The 18,710-nt window shown below is 56.3% G+C and carries 15 protein-coding genes; 5 read left to right on the top strand and 10 right to left on the bottom strand.

Features of this window, described 5'->3' with window-relative positions:
• Positions 1-20: 20 nt before the first annotated feature.
• From IPM39_26785 to IPM39_26760, 6 genes are all read right to left on the bottom strand, one after another.
• Positions 21-1,487, bottom strand: coding sequence for a PD40 domain-containing protein (locus IPM39_26785; GenBank protein ID MBK8989622.1), 1,467 nt, complete (start codon positions 1,485-1,487; stop codon positions 21-23).
• A gap of 262 nt (positions 1,488-1,749) precedes the next feature.
• Positions 1,750-3,195, bottom strand: a complete 1,446-nt coding sequence (locus IPM39_26780) for a PD40 domain-containing protein (protein MBK8989621.1) — start codon at positions 3,193-3,195, stop codon at positions 1,750-1,752.
• A gap of 137 nt (positions 3,196-3,332) precedes the next feature.
• On the bottom strand, positions 3,333-4,757 hold the full coding sequence (locus IPM39_26775; GenBank protein ID MBK8989620.1) for a PD40 domain-containing protein: 1,425 nt from the start codon (positions 4,755-4,757) through the stop codon (positions 3,333-3,335).
• A gap of 313 nt (positions 4,758-5,070) precedes the next feature.
• The gene (locus IPM39_26770; GenBank protein MBK8989619.1) at positions 5,071-6,495 is read right to left on the bottom strand and encodes a PD40 domain-containing protein; all 1,425 of its coding nucleotides are present in this window, start codon (positions 6,493-6,495) and stop codon (positions 5,071-5,073) included.
• A 69-nt stretch (positions 6,496-6,564) separates the two neighbouring features.
• Positions 6,565-7,575, bottom strand: coding sequence for a PD40 domain-containing protein (locus IPM39_26765; GenBank protein ID MBK8989618.1), 1,011 nt, complete (start codon positions 7,573-7,575; stop codon positions 6,565-6,567).
• A 269-nt stretch (positions 7,576-7,844) separates the two neighbouring features.
• Entirely contained in the window at positions 7,845-8,132 is a 288-nt protein-coding gene (locus tag IPM39_26760; GenBank protein MBK8989617.1) for a hypothetical protein, read from the bottom strand.
• Between the two features lie 242 nt (positions 8,133-8,374).
• On the opposite strand from IPM39_26760, the gene IPM39_26755 reads away from it, so the two are divergent.
• From IPM39_26755 to IPM39_26735, 5 genes are all read left to right on the top strand, one after another.
• Positions 8,375-8,737, top strand: a complete 363-nt coding sequence (locus tag IPM39_26755; protein MBK8989616.1) for a class I SAM-dependent methyltransferase — start codon at positions 8,375-8,377, stop codon at positions 8,735-8,737.
• Positions 8,670-9,077 (top strand): hypothetical protein, encoded by a 408-nt coding sequence (locus tag IPM39_26750; protein ID MBK8989615.1) that lies wholly within the window; start codon positions 8,670-8,672, stop codon positions 9,075-9,077. The genes IPM39_26755 and IPM39_26750 overlap by 68 nt, the downstream gene beginning before the upstream one ends.
• 271 nt (positions 9,078-9,348) lie before the next feature.
• Entirely contained in the window at positions 9,349-10,506 is a 1,158-nt protein-coding gene (locus tag IPM39_26745; protein MBK8989614.1) for a Fic family protein, read from the top strand.
• Positions 10,507-10,682: 176 nt separating this feature from the next.
• Positions 10,683-11,030 carry a hypothetical protein gene (locus tag IPM39_26740; GenBank protein ID MBK8989613.1) on the top strand — a complete coding sequence of 116 codons (348 nt, stop codon included), beginning with the start codon at positions 10,683-10,685 and terminating at the stop codon, positions 11,028-11,030.
• A 39-nt stretch (positions 11,031-11,069) separates the two neighbouring features.
• Positions 11,070-11,417 carry a hypothetical protein gene (locus IPM39_26735; GenBank protein MBK8989612.1) on the top strand — a complete coding sequence of 116 codons (348 nt, stop codon included), beginning with the start codon at positions 11,070-11,072 and terminating at the stop codon, positions 11,415-11,417.
• 165 nt (positions 11,418-11,582) lie between these two features.
• Here the strand turns inward: IPM39_26735 and IPM39_26730 are convergent, their stop codons facing one another.
• The 4 genes from IPM39_26730 to IPM39_26715 form a co-directional block, all read right to left on the bottom strand.
• Positions 11,583-11,741 carry an NUDIX domain-containing protein gene (locus IPM39_26730; GenBank protein ID MBK8989611.1) on the bottom strand — a complete coding sequence of 53 codons (159 nt, stop codon included), beginning with the start codon at positions 11,739-11,741 and terminating at the stop codon, positions 11,583-11,585.
• A gap of 98 nt (positions 11,742-11,839) precedes the next feature.
• Positions 11,840-12,619 carry a carbon-nitrogen hydrolase family protein gene (locus tag IPM39_26725; protein ID MBK8989610.1) on the bottom strand — a complete coding sequence of 260 codons (780 nt, stop codon included), beginning with the start codon at positions 12,617-12,619 and terminating at the stop codon, positions 11,840-11,842.
• 94 nt (positions 12,620-12,713) lie between these two features.
• Positions 12,714-13,448 carry a carbon-nitrogen hydrolase family protein gene (locus IPM39_26720; protein MBK8989609.1) on the bottom strand — a complete coding sequence of 245 codons (735 nt, stop codon included), beginning with the start codon at positions 13,446-13,448 and terminating at the stop codon, positions 12,714-12,716.
• Positions 13,449-13,848: 400 nt separating this feature from the next.
• Complete coding sequence (locus tag IPM39_26715; protein MBK8989608.1) at positions 13,849-18,579, bottom strand: DUF3320 domain-containing protein; 4,731 nt, start codon at positions 18,577-18,579, stop codon at positions 13,849-13,851.
• Positions 18,580-18,710 lie beyond the last annotated feature (131 nt).

Below are 18,710 nucleotides of genomic sequence, written 5' to 3'. Positions count from 1 at the left end.
CATCGCTAATAATTCATAACCTATGGAACTTGTATTTCTGGTAACCAGAAAAAGCCGTAGGGGTCGGATGCATTTGATGTGTCCAGGATCAGGTGCGCCTCCCCACCGCTTTGATGAGTGATATAGATACCAGCTTCATCATCTGGGCCATGTGACAATGGCCACCCCCGACCACGAAAGAACAAAAGCCACTCTCCATCTGGTGACCAAGCAGCTATATAGAACCGCTTAGAGTCGCTGTTTTGCCACAATTCACGAAGCTCGCCAGTTTCCGCATCCAAAATGTGAAGAGCAATTTTTTCTCCCACAGAAATAGTCATGGCCAAATGCGAACCGTCAGGAGACCAAAATAGATTGTGGATACTCCCCGGTACACTGAATAATTTTCGAGTGGATAGATCGGTCGGATCCAAAGACATCAGGCTCGAACCGTCTCCTGTATCTTGAACGAACGTTAGCTTTTGGCTATCAGGCGGCCACGCAAATGACTGGAAAGAGGTCAGTCCCATTAAGGGACTTGCCGTCAATGTTTGCACATTGACAAGAAATCTACGGTTGGTGAAAGGTTGGTTTAACAAAAGCCACTTGCTATCAGGAGACCATGCTCTTTCCACTCCCAGACCGCCTATTTCATGAGTCACGCCAGTAACTTCACCAGTTTGTTGATCAACAATGCTGATTAGAATCGAATCAAGATTGATGCCTATTAAGCGACCGTTGGGAGAAACGTCTGTCCAGGTAATAAGATCTTCGGGAAAAGCTGCAACAAGCTGTGTTATTCCGTTAGCCACATGAATAGACGAAAGACCAGACGTGGATTGACCAAAAAGAATCGTTTCATCCCCTTCTCCCCATTCAGGGTTAATGACAGTTGGGAAATCTTTAGTTATTCGTGTTACAGATCGATTGATCAAAGAATAGGTGAAAATGTTTGGCCCATCGAAACCCTGGTTATAACCTTCAAAGCTAACATTTCCATCACCATTCCTGTCTTCTAGCTTTGTAAACAGAAAAGCTGTTTTATCTGGCGAAAGTGAAATGTAAGGCCAACCTATAATTTCGTCTGCAACCGTAGAAATTTCCACATCCTTAAGGTTTTCACCTGAAATTCGGTAAAGGGTTTGAACAGGATCAAACACCTCACCACGAGGTAAATGCTTTGAGTCCCAAAAGAAATAGATTTCACCGGGTAAAGGCGGTAGGGATATTGGGGTGATGGTGGGTGTTTCGGTGGGCACGGCCGTTGTAGGAGAAACTGTGACAGTAATGGTGGGCAGCAAAGCCGTTTCCATCCCCATCGGCGTATCTGTAGCAAGTGGCTGAGTAGGAGTGGGCGGAACGGCCGTATTTGTTAGCACAACCGCATGGGTAGGTGTGCTTGCGTTGAGCGGAGTCGAAACGGCCGCAACCCTTTCCCCTTCTCCCCCACATCGAACTACCAGCAGCAACCAAACACAGCACAGTAAAAACAAGTATACTCGAGTCATGGTATCCTCCAAGACTTACGACGATTTTGGCAAATACCTATGCAGGCCAGCAGGTGGCGCGGTCTGGAAGACCGGCCACAGCGAGGGAAGTAGGCGTGGCTGTAGGTTCTTGATAGGCTGCATGTGCTTTTACGGAAGCAACGGAATTGTCTGTAAGAATCCAGATAATGACACATAGACATGTTACTTGAATACAGATGGTGGTCAGTAAATGATTTTTGTTCATCGTTATCTCCGGAAATAATATTTAGGTGGGTATGATTTATGGAAGCCAATAGACGTTATCAGGTGTGGTCATTTCGGTGAAATCAAGTACGGTGAACAGGTCTCCGGTAGAGTAATCAATCATTGACAAGTTTTGATTGTCTTCTCCTGAAGCCTCAAACATTATCCACTGTCCATCAGGTGACCAATGCAATGTTTTTAGTGGCCGGCGGAACGGGCCGGGAGGACCAGGTTTTGGCCCAACTAATATTGTGCTGGTGGTTTTAAGAACTGCATCAGCCACAATCAGGCTGGATTCCTCTTCACCATTAAGAGCAATAGCGAGGCGGTTGTTATGGGGAGACCAAATGGGCTGCGTCATACGACCGTTTCCCCCGAATAAGGTTTCAGTTGAACGAGTGTTTGGGTTCCATAAATTCAGGTTTCCAGCGCCAATATCTGTCGTAAAGGCCAGCCATTGGCTGTCTGGCGACCAGGAAGCAAAGCTGAGACCAGAACTTACCAGTTCGATTGGTGTCAACTCGTTGACAGAAGTGACAAACAAACCGTGGTTGCTATCATAATTAAAAACCAACCACTGACTGTCTGGAGACCAGTCCACGCCACTAAATCCCATTTTGTCAACTAATGAAATTAAAGTGTTTGTTTCCCTATTATAAAGATCAAGCCTGTGAGATTCTCCACCAGGTGCGGGTTCATCTGATATGGAAGAGACGATAGCCAACCAACGGCCGTCAGGCGACCATTGGTGTAGATAGATAAGTCCTGGGAAACTAAGAATTTGCCTGGAAGTTGAGTCTTCCAGATTGTAGAGGTATATATCCTTCTGCAATGAGTAAGTGAATTGTTTGTTGTCTGGTAGCCAACCAACCCGGACAGCCCCTCTGATTTCGGTTGCTGTCAAACGGGTTAAAGTCTTGTCCGCTAGTGGGTAGAGATAGGCGTTTGAATTTTCTGCCCGAGTAGAGACAATTCCGTCTCCATTGGTGTCCTCAAACAGTCTGATAGCAAATTTTGTGCTGTCAGGTGACAGATATAGGCCAGCGCCATGAAGTTCGGTGAGAGCCGCTTCCATTTCCCACTCCCCCGCCACATCACCTGGTTTCGCAAAATACAGGTTTTGTGGCAGCGGGCCATAATCATATTTTGGTTCTGGACTCCATAGAAAAACGATTTCCCCTGGCGATGGTGGCAGAGGTACAGGTGTATTTGTGGGTGTTTCGGTGAGTACGCCTGCACTGAGCGCAGTCGAAGTGGCCGTTGTAGGAGAAACTGTGGCGGTATTGGTGGGCAGCACGGCCGTTTCCATCCCCACCGGCGTATCTGTAGCAAGTGGCTGGGTAGGGGTGGGCGGAACGGCCGTTTCTGTTGCAGGTGTACTGGGCATGGGGGTAACGGCCGTTACCGGTTCCCCTTTTCCTCCACATCCAACTACCAGCAGCAAACAAACACAACCCAATAAAAACAAGTGTAATCGAGTCATCACGTCCTCCAAGACTTACGACGATTTTGGCAAATACCTATACAGGCCAGCAGGTGGCACGGTCTGGAAGAGCATCCCTTCGGCTGAGATGCGGCCACAGCGGGGGTCACCAAAAACAGCTTGTACATAGATCTCGTTTATGGCAGCCAATAAACATTCTCCGGCACATCTGAACCGGTAAAGTCGAGAACCACAAATAGTTCTCCGTTGGCATAATTGACCACTGAAAAGTTGCGGTTGTCTTTTCCTGAAGCCTCAAACAGTATCCACTGTCCATCTGGCGACCAACTCAAGGTTTCTAGCGGCCATCGAGCTGGACCAGGGTCGGGTACAGGTTTTGGACCAATCAATACAGTATTGGTGGTTTTATTAACTATGTCGGCGATAACCAAACTTGATTCTTCTTCGGTATTCAGCGCAACAGCCAGGTGTTGGTTATCAGGTGACCATATGGGGCGTGAAAAACGGCCGTTTCCCTCCAATAAGCGTTCGATTAACTGCGTATTTGGGTTCCACAAATTCAGACTTACAGCGCCTGTTTGAGACGTAAAAGCCAGCCACTGACCATCAGGCGACCAGGAAGAAAAACTGAGGCCAGCATCTAATTGGATTGGCACAAGATCATTTATGGAAGTGACGTATAAACCCTGTTCGATGCTGGAAAATGCGAACCATTGACTGCTTGGAGACCAACTTATACTGCTTCCTCCCAGTTTGCTAACCACAGAAATCAGGTTATTTGTTTCTGTGTCATACAAACCAAGTCTGTGGGATTCTCCTGCGGGTGCTGGTTCATCTGATAACCTAGAAACAATAGCCAACCAACGGCCGTCAGGTGACCATTGGTGAAAAGTGATAAGTCCTGGAAAACTAAGTAACCGGGTGGAAGTTGAGTTTGCCAAATCGAAAAGGAAAATATCCTTATTCAACGTGTAAGTAAACTGTTGATTGTCCGGCAGCCAACTGACCTGGACAGTGCCCTTGATTTCAGTGTCTGTTAATCGGGTTAGAGTTTTATCCGATAATGGGTAAAGATAGACGTTTGAATAATCTGCCGTGCCCATGGTAGAAACAATCCCATTTCCATCGGTATCCTCAAACAGCCTGGCAGCAAACTTTGTGCCGTCAGGTGATAAATACAGGCCAGCGCCGTGCAAGTCTGTTAGCGTCGTTTCCATTTCCCACTCGCCAGCCGCATTGCCGGGTTTGGCAAAATACAGGTTTTGCGGCTGCGGCCCGGTAGGGTCTACCGGCTCTGGATTCCATAGAAAAACAATCTGGCCTGGCGGCGGCGGCAACGGGATAGGAGTATTTGTCGGTATGGTAGTGGGCAAAGATGCAGCGGTGTTAGTGGGAGCAATGGTTGCGGTAGGCGGCACGGCCGTTTCCGTAGCCGGTAGTGGGGTGAAAGTGGGCGGAACGGCCGTTTCCGTTGGCGTTCCCGTAACAGGCAGTTGGGTAGGTGTGGGCGCAGCTTCCGCAACCCTTTCCCCTTCTCCCCCACATCCAACTACCAGCAGCAAACAAACACAGCCCAATAAAAACAAGTGTAATCGAGTCATCACATCCTCCCAAAATTACGATTTTGCCAAGCAACTATACATGCAACCAAGTGGCACGGTCTGGAAGACCGGCCACAGCGGGGTGTTGGTCTAAAGAGTGGCAACTCATGGTCAAATACATTGAGAATGGCTTCTTGCCCATAATAAATGGGGCCTAAGAAAGGGATTGACGTTGATTCTACCTGATATGCAAATACAGCTTCTTTTGCAGCAAACTTCCCATACCAGAGGACAGCACTAAAAAGTGCAACCTGTAAAAAGAGCATATAGATAAAAGCTCGTTTTCTCATCGAATTCCTCCTGTTTTTATTTTTTAAGGTAAAGACGCCACATCATGAAACCAAACCAAATCATGTGGTGTTCCCAATCCAGTGGTATTTAAGACAAGATAAGGTATGTTGTTCGTTTTGTTCATAACATAATAACCAGTCTGGTCAGGTTGTTCGGAAAGATACAAGAGCCATTCTCCATCTGGAGACCAAATTGCTGGAGGCCATAGAGAAGGAGCTGCCACATCTGTTGTATCGAGAAACTGTTGGCGGCCATCATTAGGGTCGATAAGTAGAAACCCTTTTTTTTCGCCTATAACTACGTTTACGGCAATCGTTGAACCGTTAGGCGACCAGACAGGTATTCCTACGATGTCTCCATTAACTGTTTCTTCGGCAACTTGTGTTTTTGCATCCCATAAAAACAAGCTGTTATCGCACGTATAAGCAAGTAAGAGCGTTTTTGATGACCACGCCGGTAAACAACGTGTGTTTACATTTTCCAACTGAACGACTGCCATTGAGTCCATGTTTGCCACAAACAATCCTTGCTCAAAGGTGCTTGTAAAAGCCAACATTTGACTATTTGGTGACCATGTAATGACCCGGTGACTGGAAGGATAAGGAACCTCCTCTGCCAGAGTAGTGAAATGACCGGTTGTCATGTTATAGACTGCCATTTGGTTAGAAGACAGAGTAACAGCCACCCAGTTTCCATCAGGTGAAATCACCGGGTTGAAAACTTCAGTTCCAGATTGAGATAACCAATCATCAGTTAATTGACTTGGTGAGGATTCTTCACCAATGTCAATTTGGAACAAATTGTTAACTTGAGAATAAAGAACAGCTTGTGATTGCGGCAGCCAGTCGAATCCATATAGACAACACTCACTACCAGTTAGGTTGCTAAAAGCCTTTTGTTCAAAGTTATAAAGCCCTACTCCTCGCATTTCATTCCAGGCTTGTTCTTCATTCTCAGAAAAAAGAATGGCAAGATAAGACATATCTGGGGATGCTTTCATCAAGGTAAAACCGAAAAGGTCAGGGATGAGGGGCCGTACATCCCATCTATCGGGTGAATTACCCGGATAAGCAACATATAAGTCTGTAGTCAGAGATGGATCAGAACCATCTGGCGGCGGAACGGTGCTCCAAAGAAAAAAGATGGCGCCCTGAGGTGATAAGGGGAAAGCTAATGAAGATGTAGCTGTAGCTATTTGCGTTTCTGTGGGTTGGGGCGTGGTAGTAGGCGTGTTGGTTGGCGGCGGCAATGTGGGGGTGTGGGTCGCAGGCGCCGGGGTTGCGTTGGGGGTGGGCGTCGGCTGGGCCGTTTCCGTTGCTATTGGCGTCTCGGCAGCAGGTAGTTGGGCAGCGGTGGGGGCAGCTTCCGCAACCATCTCCCCTTCCGTCCCACACCCTACCAACAATAAGCAGGCCAAACAGATCAAGAAAAGGATTCGTTGAATCATAGCATCCTCCGGGAGAGAATGAGGCGCAAGGAACGAAGCAGCATCTTCTCTCGCTCCCGCGCCTCATTTCTAATTGTTTTCCACCAGCCAGGCTGGATGGCGAGCGGTCATGGATTGGGTGATTTGTGTGGACGATTGGCCGGGGCTGACAAGCCAGATAGCGTCATCGGCCGTAAAAGCCAACTGCGCCCCATCCGGCGACCAGATGGCGTCGTATACCAGGCTGTCCGGGAAGCTGGTCAGCGGCGTGGTCTGACCGGCAGCGGCGTTCGCCAGCATCAGATTGCTGCGCAGCGCCGCAGCCAGATGGTCGGCGCGCACGCTGTCCGGGTTTTCACGGCGCACATAGGCCAGGCTTTGACCATTTGGCGACCAGACGGGCGGGTAGCCGTGCCCGGCGTCTACGGCGTCCAGCAGTTGGGTTGGCGCGCCCGTCCCCGGCTCAGCCAGCCACAATTCACCCACGGTGAAGGGCTGGTTGCTGTCCGGCATCAGGATGTAGGCCAGCTTTGTGCCATCCGGCGACCAGCGCGGATAAGCGACGACCTGCTGCGGAAAGGTTTGCCACCGTGTGTAACTGGTCGTCGCCAGGTGATGATAGACGCCCAATTCGCTGCCCAGCCCCAATCCCTGGCTGGCGGCCAGCACCACCGTCTGCCCGTCAAAGTGGAAGGCGGCGTTGTAGACGCCGGCCGGCAGATTGGGCAGCGTCTGCCGGCTGCCCGTCGCCGCCTGTACCAACCAGATAGCGTCTTCGTCTGTCTGGCGGAACAGCAGCCAGTCGCCGTCGGGCGACCAGTCAAGAAAATAGCCCCGTGCCAGGGTGGTTTCTTTGCCAGTCTGTAAATCTTGCAAAATGGCAAAGAGGGCGGCTTCGCAGTTGTATTGGATGAGCAGGTAACGGCCGTTCGGCGAGGCGCTCAGTTGGTCGGCTGCACACATGGCGCGGGCCGGCTGTGTCCCCAGCGTTTGCCGGGAAGTGGTATTCAGTTGACGGTCGGGCGTGGTGGGATAGGCAGAGAGGGTAACGGCCACTTCGGTTTCACTCAGTGCAGGCGTGTCCGACAATACTGCGTTCATCGAATGACCGTCTGAATTGGCGTAGGGCAAAAAAGCCAGCGCCGCGACCAGCTGCGCCTACGGCGCAGTCGGTCCGGGCAATATTTCACTGTTCCAGGTATTGGCTGGAGATGTGTTGGCGAAGTAGGTGAAAACCAGCAACGCAGTAAAAAGTAAAACGGAAACTTTGAGAGACCATAAAAGGTGCCGGGGCATAACATTCTCCTCCTGTATATGTTGATGAAACCGGGCTTGGCGTAACCCAATTTCCTGGTTGAGGGGAGCCTCAGCTATTGGAACAATACCATATCAAGAATAGCAGCGGGAGTCATCTGCGGCAAGCGGTAATCCAGCGTTTTGACGTGCAGCTTCTGCCGCCATACGCCGCTGTGCGTGGCGCGCAGCACCGGGTCTGTGGTTCCCACCCCTTCAAAGACGTGCGCCTGCACCGGCCACCAGCCCGTCTGTCGGAGATAGGCCAACGGCTGCCCTTTCAGTGGCAGCTCGTATTCACGCCCCAGCAGCCGGGGTTTCCGCCACGTCATTTTCTCTTTTTCCACTGTCGCCGACTTCATCATTCATGCCTCCTGCTCCTATCGCCCAACAGGAAGCGAGAGGAGACGATACCCTTTACGCTGTCCCGTGACAGGCGTTGCGGCCCGAACCCTGGCGCTAACGCGCCTGATGGGGCGAACCTTATTCTCTGAGAAAGACAGGCTATTTCCATCCATCTTCCCTCTCTCTTCTTACTCTATCTCTATCTCTCCCCTCTAGCTCTCGCTCTAGCTCTCGCTCTAGCTCTCGCTAAAAGGAAACAACCATGACCCGACTCGCCAATATCGAAAAAGCGGGGTACTTCCCCCTGCCCCCGACTGTTACGTCCCTCATCGCCAGCCACATCACCGCCCCGCACGGTGGCCGTCTGCTGGACACGTGCGGCGGTGAAGGCGCAGCGCTGGTCGCCCTGGCCGAGAGCCTGGGCCTGGAACCTTACGGCGTCGAGCTGCACGAAGACCGGGCGAAAATAGCCCAGGAAAGAATTGCGGATTTCGGATTGCGGATTGGAGACAGATTACGCAATCCGCAATCCGAAATTCCTGCTCCACGACAGCTACTTGAGCCTGAAAAGTCCCCGCAGCGGCTACAACCTGCTCTACCTCAACCCGCCCTACCTGCGGGATGATGAAGAACAGGGGATGGGCGGGTCCAACGGCCGTGCCGAATACCAGTTCCTCTGGCGCACACGGCCGTACTTGCAGCCGGGCGGTCTGCTGGTTTACGTCGTGCCGCGCCACATCCTGCGCAGCCGCAAGCTGGCCGACTACCTGACCGCCTACTTCCAACACGTGCAGGTCTACCGCTTCCCCGACGGCGAGTATGAGCGCTTCCGCCAGATTGTCCTCTTTGGCGTCCACCGCCAGCGCCCCATCGCGCCGGAGATGGCCGAGGTGGAACGGCTGCGGGCCATCGGGCGGGGGGAGACGCTGTTAGACGCTGCGGAATATGGTTCAATATCAAAGTAGATCGTCCTTTACGATTTCAAAAACAGTTACACGGAGTTACACGGAGAAGTCACAGAGTTTCACGGAGAGATTTAGGATTAACTTGCTTTTTCTCCGTGTTTCTCCGTGTCTTCTCTGTGAACCTCCGTGTCGCTATTTGTAAAGATGAATTCACTTCAAATGAACCATGCCCAGATTGCTTATTTAGTCAGTGGCAAATCATCTTTTATTATCATTTCCGGCGTATAATGGTAATAAGAGATAGCTTATTATCGTTGGTGAGAATAACGACATGCAACCAGAAGATTTTCACAGCGCTCGTACACCAGGACGTGTAGTCCGGCATCCTAAAGGCTATTGGACGTTCATTCCTCAGCCACTGCCGCCCAATATTGCCTGGTCAGCGGGATTGGTAACCGCCCTATCAAAAGCGGATCGCGCTTTAGGCGAACTGGCAGGATTGGCTTCGATGTTGCCCAATCCTAACCTGCTCATTCAACCTTTGATTCGCCGCGAGGCTGTGCTGTCATCGCGCATTGAAGGTACACGCGCTTCTTTGGGTGACTTATATGCTTTTGAGGCTGTACAGTTGACATTGTTTGAATTTCCTGAGGACGTGCAAGAGGTACGAAACTATGTCCTGGCGTTGCAATATGGGTTGGCGCGTCTCGCCACCTTGCCGGTGAGTTTGCGGCTCATGCGCGAACTCCACGCTCATTTGCTGAAGGGGGTGCGCGGTGAGCAGTGGACGCCTGGGGAGTTTCGTCGCAGTCAAAACTGGATTGGCGCGCCAGGCAGTACGATTCAAACGGCGACTTATGTGCCGCCGCCCGTTGATGACATGAACCAGGCGCTCAACGACATGGAGAAATTCATCCACGAACGGGATGATTTGCCGGCCCTGATTCGCTTAGCCCTGGTACACTATCAGTTTGAAGCCATTCATCCCTTCCTGGATGGGAACGGCCGTGTTGGGCGTCTGTTAAACACCCTGTTACTTCATGATTGGGGATTGCTGTCGCAGCCAGTTCTTTACTTGAGCGCTTATTTTGAAGCAAATCGGCAAGCGTATTACGACCACCTGCTGGCTGTCAGTCAGAAAGGGGCCTGGGATGAGTGGCTAAGTTACTTTCTCTATGGGGTACAGACCCAGGCGGCCGATAGCGTACGGCGCATACAGCGTCTGCAAGCTTTGCGCGATGGGTATCGGGGACAGTTCCAACAAACACGGAGCGCCGCCCGTTTACTGCAAGTCATTGATTGGCTTTTTAATCAGCCAATATTCGATATTCCGCAATTAAGTCAGATGTTGTTGGTCAACTATTCTGTGGCGCAAAGATATGTGTTTCAGTTGGAGAAAGCGGGCATTATCAGCGAGATCACTGGTCAGGCGCGCAACCGTGTGTACCGGGCGAACGAAATATTAGTTGCCGTTGCCCGAGATTCGTAACCGATAATTCCAGGATGGTGTTCGGAGAACGTCATCCAGTCCACACAGTCAGCGTTTGAGGCTTCACTTATCACACTGGTGAAGCCTTTTTATTTGATGGAAGATAGCGATGTCACGGCACTCACCTCAGTACTGGTTAAAACCTTGCCACACTGCCGAGGAACCCCGGAGTTTGTATGTCACCTACACTGGACAACTTATGGCGGCTCACTCTGGCCGAACTGCGGGGACAAACGGCCGTTGTCACCTTCAACACCTGGCTAGCCAGCAGCCGCATCGTGGCGACGGGCTGCACGCCTTCGTTCTGGGTGGTCGCTGTGCGCAACGAGTACGCCTGCGACTGGCTGAGCCATCGTTTCTATCCGACGGCGGCGCGGACAGCAACGGCAGTGGCCGCCCGGCCGGTCACCCTCTGTTTCATCCCGCGCTATCTGACCCTACCAACCGATTTACCCTATCCGCCGTTACCACTCCAGACAGGCGGTGGTTGCTCCGAAAGGCATAACCACCGCCAACGGCCGTAATAATCCGCAATCCGCAATCCGCAATTCCAGGAGGTTTCCATGAACAATCCCTTACCAGAGCCATCTGTTCCCATGCGCGTGCGCATTGCCAGCCATGTGACCCAGTCCCGCTTCTTGCACGTTGAGGACAGCCTGCAACTGGGCAAGGTTCGTCTGTACGGCGGCAGCTATCGGCGCAGTGCGGGCGCCAGCGCATTAACGGCGCACTTTTTAGATATTGCCGATGCGCGCGTCGTGTTTGACGCCCTGACGCGAGGCGAAGAAGGCTTCGCCTACAAACTCAATGAATGGCAACATATCCCCAAAACCAACGCTGAGTTCGGGCACTTCGTGGGGGAATCTGACCCAACGCAGGGAAAACTCAATCGGTTCCGGGCTGCCGTCTGACGGGTCTGTCTCCCAATGCCGCCAGCCATTGACGTTCAGAGGGCCGTCATAGGTTAACTGGTAAAAGCGCCGGTGGATGGTCACGCTGTCCCCGGGCGCCAGCAGCAAATGGTACACCCGCGTTCCCAGGAAACGCCGGATGCGCAGTCCGGTCAGTCCGGTCTCTTACTCGGCTTCACGCAGCACGGCGCTGTCCGGGTCTTCGCCTGACTGCATGGTTCCGCCAGGGATTTGTGTCCCGGCCTCCGGATACGCCGGTTCGGAGAAGACCAGCAGCCAGTCGGCCTGGGTAATGTAGGCGGCAACTTTGTACTTCTGAATCATGTCGTATCCGTAGGGTCAGGCGGCCTGGCAGATGAAAGTCAGGGCGACGATAGAGAAGCATGACTTCACCCGTTGCTTCCTTGAGGGTGATGCCCGGTCTACAATACCTGCACCGACCGGTTCTGCTCATCCACGGCCAGATACACTGCTCCGGGGGACCAATCCGGCGTGGCGTATAGGCGTTCGCCATCTGGCGCAAACAGGTAGCCGCCACCGGGGAAGTCTTCATCTATTGTCCGCCCCGCCTGTGTCGCCACGGCGATCCACAAACCGTACTTCCGGGCATAGGCGCTGAGATATGTCTGACACTCGCCGGCCCACCAGTCGTAACCGGCGCGCCAGTTGCGGGTCGCCTGCTCACCGTACAGGCCGGGCGCTGCCAGCTCAAAGATAAGTTTTGCCCCCTGGCGATGGCCGGCGGCAAAGACGGCCTCGTTGCCAATATCGGCGCAGATGGCGATGCCGAAGGTCAGGTCATCGTGTTGAAAGACTGGCACACTGTCCCCAGCTGAGAACCAGGCTACCTCTTCATCTTCGATGGTTATCTTGCGGTAAATGCCCAACAACTGCCCCTGGCGAACGGCCGTATGGGTAATGAATGGTTTGCCCTGGGGGTTGTCTTCGATGAAGCCGGTCAGGACTGTGCCGGGGAAACGCCGGCTTATTTTTAGCAACTGGTCTACTTCTGGGCCATCCACCCGTAACCTGGTGGCTGGATAGCGGGTTGGGTCGGCGTAGCCGGTCACATTCATCTCCGGGAAACCAACGATGTCTATGCCGCGTCGTGTTGCCTCGCCGAGGTGGTGGGCAACGGCCGTTAAGTTTTCCGCCACCGCCCCCTTTTCACAACGCATTTGGATGAGTCCAATTCGTATCATCGTTCTCTTGTTACCGCTGGTTGGCGCGAATTCTGTCCCTTTTGGACGGCGCGTCGTTTTCCATCATCCCTGCTCCCTGTAGTTGTTACAGGCATCATCCTACAGCGGCCATTTTAACCCATTTTTGCCTGTCGGTGTCGTAGAGGATTAACCCTTCATGCGCGTTGTCGAGTTGGGCGACCAGGCGGCCTTGAGTATTCCAGACGGCCGTTTGCCCCGCGCATTCACCACCGTCAGCCGGACCAACGGCATTTGCCATCACTACCGTCATGGCATAACTGTGGGCAATTTCAACCAGACGCTGAGCAGCCATGTCTACCCCGTGGGCATATTTTGCGACGCTGGCAATGTAGACCGCTGCGCCATGGGCAAAAGCCTGCGCCGCATGTTCGGGTACAGACAACTCATAGCAGATAGCCAGAGCGACGTTGTCTCCCTCGCCGATCAGATTCCGGCTGCTGCCGCCGCTGACAAAAAACGCTTCTTCGTCGGGGTGTAGGTGCTGTTTGGAATAGACGTGCCTGCTTTTGTCGGGCCGAAAAATAATCAGGCTGATGCAGACGCCGGCCGGGTGGCAGGTTGGCGCGCCAACCCCAATCGTCAGGTTGTGGGTGGCGGCCAGCGACTGGAAAACGTGGAGACGGTCGTCTTCCGGGTTAAGAGCCAGTTCTTGGGCCAGAGTCAGTTCGTAACCGGTTAGCGACAATTCTGGGAAAACAATCAGGTCGGCGCCACCGGCGGCGGCCTGCACAATGAAGCGCTGGTGTAGGTAGATGTTTTGCTGAACGTCACCGGTGACCGGTCTGGTTTGGGCAATGCTGATTTTCAAGTGGCTCTCCTGTCATACGACACATGGTTTCTCTCCGGCCCGCCGTCTGGCGAAACCAGACAGCGGGAGCAAGTTATGGGGCTGTCAGCCAGCAGGCGGCCCTTCTATATATAATGGGCAAAACGGCCCCCTCACCCATCGCTATCAAACAGTAGTTCTAACTGGCGCTGTCCTACCGCAACTAAACCACTTGCCCCCACGCCAATCTGGCGCATTCGCTGGCCGTCCGGCCAGTTGGCGGGCACGATTTTGTGGGGCAAAGGCGCACGGCCGTGCTGGTGGGCATGGCTGAACGAATTCCGAAACGGCCGTTACTGCGACCTGGCCTTGACGATAACCTGACATGTTCTTAAGCGTTGTAGATGTGGTGTATCTGACAGGAACAATCAGCGTGGACTCATTACTGGACACGGCTGGGGGTGACCAGGTAAAGGTCTGCGCCCGTGGTTTGCAGCCGCCCATCCGCCACCAGCCGCTCGATAGCCGCGAACACGACCGTTTTCGACCCCTCACCAATCTGCCGGAAACCAAACAACTGCCCCACGAAATGCGGAATCTCCTCCAGCGCCATACCCAGCGCATCCGCCACCGCCAGACAGACCGCCGCCTCAATCTCCTCCGGGCAGATATATTCAAACTTGCGCGATACCGGCGGCAAGTTGGTCCGGTCGCGCACAACCGGTTCGATGGGGTCTGACGGCCACAAAAAGTCGCCGCGCCGGGCGATACGGCCGTTTTTCACCCCCTCCTTCAGCAGCCACCGCTCCACCGCTTCCGGCATTGTCAACATCTGATACCCGGCGGCATAACTCAGGCGGCGCATCGCCTCCGTGCGATGCACCGGCCCTTCCTGCGCCACCACCTCGGCCAGCCAGTCCAGCAAATTCTGGCGAAAAGGGGGCTTTTTCTCGGCCTGGTAGGCGGCAAATGAGCGCCCTTTCAGGTTGATGGTGAGTACGGCCGTCTGGTAAGCCGGGATGGGGCGCGGCGCGGCTACTATGTCGGCCGGGTCGTACCGTTTGTAAAGAGGCATGGACATGGCGGGCAGTGGCGCGGGCGGGTCGGCGACAGCCGTCAGCAGGCGCTGCCGCTCGCCATTGGCATCCAGCCACCACGGCTGGCTCCAGACCCGGTGAATGCGCCAGCCCAGCCGCGCCAGCACTGCCGCCTGAATGCGGTCGCGGTCATGGGCGGAGCGCGCCTGATGATAGCTGGGGCCATCCGTGACAACGCCAAGCGTGTAACGGCCGTTTTCCCCCTCACCCACTACGGCCACATCTATCCCTGCCGGGCCGCTGCCCACCCGCTCCACCACCGTGCGGCCCTGCGCTCGCAGGTCAGCGGCCAGCAATTGGGCGAACGATGAGGGAGGAACGGCCGTGTCCGGCGGCAAATCGGCCAGTTCACCGGTGGCGGCGTAGCGCAGAAAGCGCTGCAACGCCACCACGCCCGCCGCATCCGGGTAGCGCTGCTCAATATCCTCCGGCGTCAGGTTGGTGAACAGTTCACAGCGGGCGCGAGCGCGGGTGGTCAGCACGTTAAGCCGCCGCTCGCCGCCCACCTGGTTCAGCGGACCAAAGTTCAACGTCAGGTGGCCGTCGGCGGCCCGGCCGTAACCCACGCTGATCAAAATCACGTCCCGCTCGTCGCCCTGCACGTTCTCCAGATTCTTCACGAAAAAGGGTTCAGTCGGGTGGGCGCGGAAGAAGGGTTCTGTGGCCGGGTTCTGGCGGCGCAATGCTTCCACCGCCTGACGGATGGCCTGCTGCTGGCTGCGGCTGAAGGCGACCACGCCCAGCGTCAGGTGCGGCTGCGCGGCGGCGTGCTGCAATACCGCCCGCGCTACCGCCTCGGCCTCCAGTGGATTGGCGCGACTTTTGCCGCGCTCGTAGACGGTGTGCGGCAAGTGATGATAACGCAGCCCCACCTCGCGCCGCCCGCCATCCGGGCTGGGGAAAATGACCAGTTGGCGGTCGTAGAACAGGTGATTGGGCAGGGCGATGAGCGATTCGTGGCGGCTGCGATAATGCCAGCGCAACATCTGCTGCGGCGCGTTTTGGGCGCAAAACAGGTCGAGGATGCTTTCGTGGTTAGGGACGAGGTCTGGCGGGGCGTCGGTTTCCTCATCGGCTGCGGCAATGCCGCCAACGGCATTGCCGTTGGCGGCCGTATCGCCATCATTGCCCGCCAGCCGCTCGAAGAAGGTCGTCGGCGGCAACTGACGGCTGTCGCCGACCACCACCACCTGCCGCCCGCGCACAATCGCACCGAAGGCGTCCACCGGGCGCACCTGGCTCGCTTCGTCAAAAATCACCAGGTCAAACTGCACGCTGCCGGGCGGCAGATAGGCAGCAATGGAGAGCGGACTCATCATGAAAACGGGCTTGATGCGCTGGATGGCTCGCCCGGCCTGCTGCATCAACTGGCGGATGGGGCGATGGTGGCGCTTTTTTTCGATTTCGGCGTGCAGCAGGCCCATCTGTCCGCCTGCCTTATAGCGCGGCAACTGCTGCCAGTGGGCGGCGGCCAGGCGAGCGCGGTTGGCGGCCAAAAACTGGTTGTCCAGGTCGCAGAATTGGGCGATGGTGGCGTCGGGCGGCTGGCCGTTGTAGCCGCTGAGGGCGGCGTGTTGGACGTTGGCCTGGTGGATGAGGGCGGCGCAGCGGGCCAGCGTTAGCCAATCGCCCAAGTGGACGGCGGCGGCGGGCCAGGTCTGGGCTACTTCTACCAACGGTTGCAGGCCAACGGCCGTTAACTGAGCCATCTCCCGGTTGGCGGCTACAAAAGCGGGCAGAGTCTCGGCGGCGGCCTGGGCGCTGTGCAGCCAGTTTTGCTGCGCAGCCAATGGTCGTCCCAGGAAAGGCTGCTCTGGCCCAAAGGCCACGGCCGTCGCCAGTTGCAGGTGGTCGAACAGGGCGGCGACGGCCGTTTCATAGTCGGTGCGGGCGGTTGTCAGGGCGAGAACGGCCGTTTGCAGATCGGCTTTATCTACGGTTCCGCCGGCCAGGCCGGGCAGACTGGCCGGGTAAACTCCCTGCCGGACGCCGTCGTGGACGGCGGCCAGCCAGTGGCCCACCGTCACCAGGTCGGCCCAGCGCGAATCGGGGCCGCGCCAGTGCAGGCCGAAGATGGCGGCCAGCGGCGCGGCCATCACTGCCAGCACCGGCTTTAAACGCTGCACGTCGAGGATGGCGTCTACCAGGGCGATCTGTTCGGCCCACTCTTTGGGTGGCGCGGCGCGGCACAGTCCGGCCAGTTGAGTGAGGGCGCGCCGACAGGCAGGCGACAGCAGTCGCGCCAGCGGGTTGCGCCCGGCCATCAAACCCTGGCGAATGGGCAGCGCCGCCTGCTCCCAGGCAGCGGGAATGAGCCAGTCGTCGTAGGTGGCGTGGGCTTGCTGGAGGCGTTCGCCCGCTGCCAGGGCGGCCAGCAGCGCCGCGCCGTCCGTGGCCCAGGCGGGATGGTTGGTCTGGATGCCGTGTAGTTGGGGGGCGAATTGCAGCCGCTGGACGCTGAGTTGCAGGTTATTGAGGGCGGCGAAGGTGGGCGGAACGGCCGTGTCCAGCATGGCGGCCAGTCGGGCGGCTTCGGTTTCAATCTGGCGCAGGCTTTCTTGCGCCTGCCGGGCCAGCCCGCGCACCTGGGCGGGCAAATCGTCGGGGGTGTGTTGGCGCTGGCTGCCCCAGAAGGGGTGCTGCGCCGGGACGCCGATTTCGGCCAGGGTGCGCTGGAGCGTTTGGACCTGCGCCGTCCGCGCCGCAAATTGCGCCGCCGACCAATCGGCCAGGCTGGGGATGGCGAGCGGCGGCGGTGGAGATTGGTCGGACAGGCGGGCTTGTAGGGTGAGAACACGGCCGTAAGCCTCGTGGAGCGAGAGGCCACTGTCGCCGATGGGGTCGTTGAGGGCGGCGCTGTAGGCGTTGAGGTGGTTGCGGATGGTTTGGAGCTGATTCAGTGGGGCGAAACGGCCGTCGTCCTTCGGCTGGCCCAGGCGCAGCGTGCGCTCCAGTTCGGCGACGAAGGCGCTTTTGGTGGTTTTGGGGCTGTGCAGCGCCAGGGCGGTGTCGCCCAGCCCCACTTCGTCCAGGCGGCGCTTGACCACGTCGAGGGCGGCCATTTTTTCGGCGACGAAGAGAACGGTACGGCCGTGGCCGAGCGCTTCGGCGATGAGGTTGGTGATGGTCTGCGATTTGCCCGTGCCCGGCGGCCCTTGAATGACCAGATTCAGCCCGGCGTTAACGTCCAGAATCGCCAGCGCCTGCGAGCTATCGGCTTCGACGACGCGCCAGCTTTGGGCCAGGGGCAGCAGGTCGTCTATGGGAGCGTCGGCGGCGAGCGGCGCGGCGGGTTGGGGCAGGTCGTGACCGGACAGCAGGGCGTGGAGGAGGGGATGGGCGGCGGGCGACTGGGCGGCAGGCCAGTTGGCCGGGGCCAGGTCGTCTACCATGAGCAGTTTGCTAAAGGAAAAGAAGCCGAGGGTTACGGCCGTGTCGTCCACAACCCAACCGTCCATCTGCTGCACGGCGTGGCCGATGGCGGCAAAGTAGGCGGGCAGGTCGAGAGCCTCGTCGGCGGGCAGGGGCGGCAGTTCCAGAGCAAAATCCAGGGCGAGTTTGGCCCGCAGGGCGGCGTTATCGCCGAGGTCGGCGCCGGTGTGTTGCAGACGAAAGCGGCTGCCGGCGTCATCGCGCAGCAGTTCGACGGGGATGAGCAGCAGAGGGGCATGGCGCTCAGGCGCGGCAGGGCGTTCGCGCCAGCGCAGCCGCCCCAACGCCAGATAGAGGACGTTGACGCCCCGTTCTTCGATATAGTCGCGGGCGGCGTCGTGGGTGGTGAGCAGCCTTTTTTGCAGTTCGGCGTCGGCGTAGGGGGTTTGCAGGCGGTCGTCGTGGTGGCGGTCGGCGTCGGTTTCGGGTGGCTGGCCGATTTGGGGATCGTCGTTGGCGTTGGCGGGCAGGAAGGTAAAGGCCCGGCTGTTGGCGACGAGGTGTTGGTAGATGGGGAACGGCCGTTCGTCCACAATGGTGAGGCCGCGGGCGGCGAGCGGGCGGTAGTTGAGCAGGGGATTGCGCAAGCCGAGGTCGAGCAGTTCGCGGCGGGCAGCGTCGAGGGCGAGAGTGGCGGTGTTCATGAGGGGATTGTATCAGGGGGAACGGCCGTGTCCCAACAACCAACTCAGCAATATGAATAGAGAAATCGGTTCGTAGTCGGACCACAAAGCTATTGCCGCATGATAACGCTCCTATGCCGCGTGTTCGGGTG

It is taken from the genome of Candidatus Leptovillus gracilis, from assembly GCA_016716065.1.
In the GTDB taxonomy this organism is placed as follows: domain Bacteria; phylum Chloroflexota; class Anaerolineae; order Promineifilales; family Promineifilaceae; genus Leptovillus; species Leptovillus gracilis.
The sequence above is the reverse complement of the archived record's forward strand: the minus strand, read 5'-3'. Positions and strand labels throughout refer to the sequence as shown.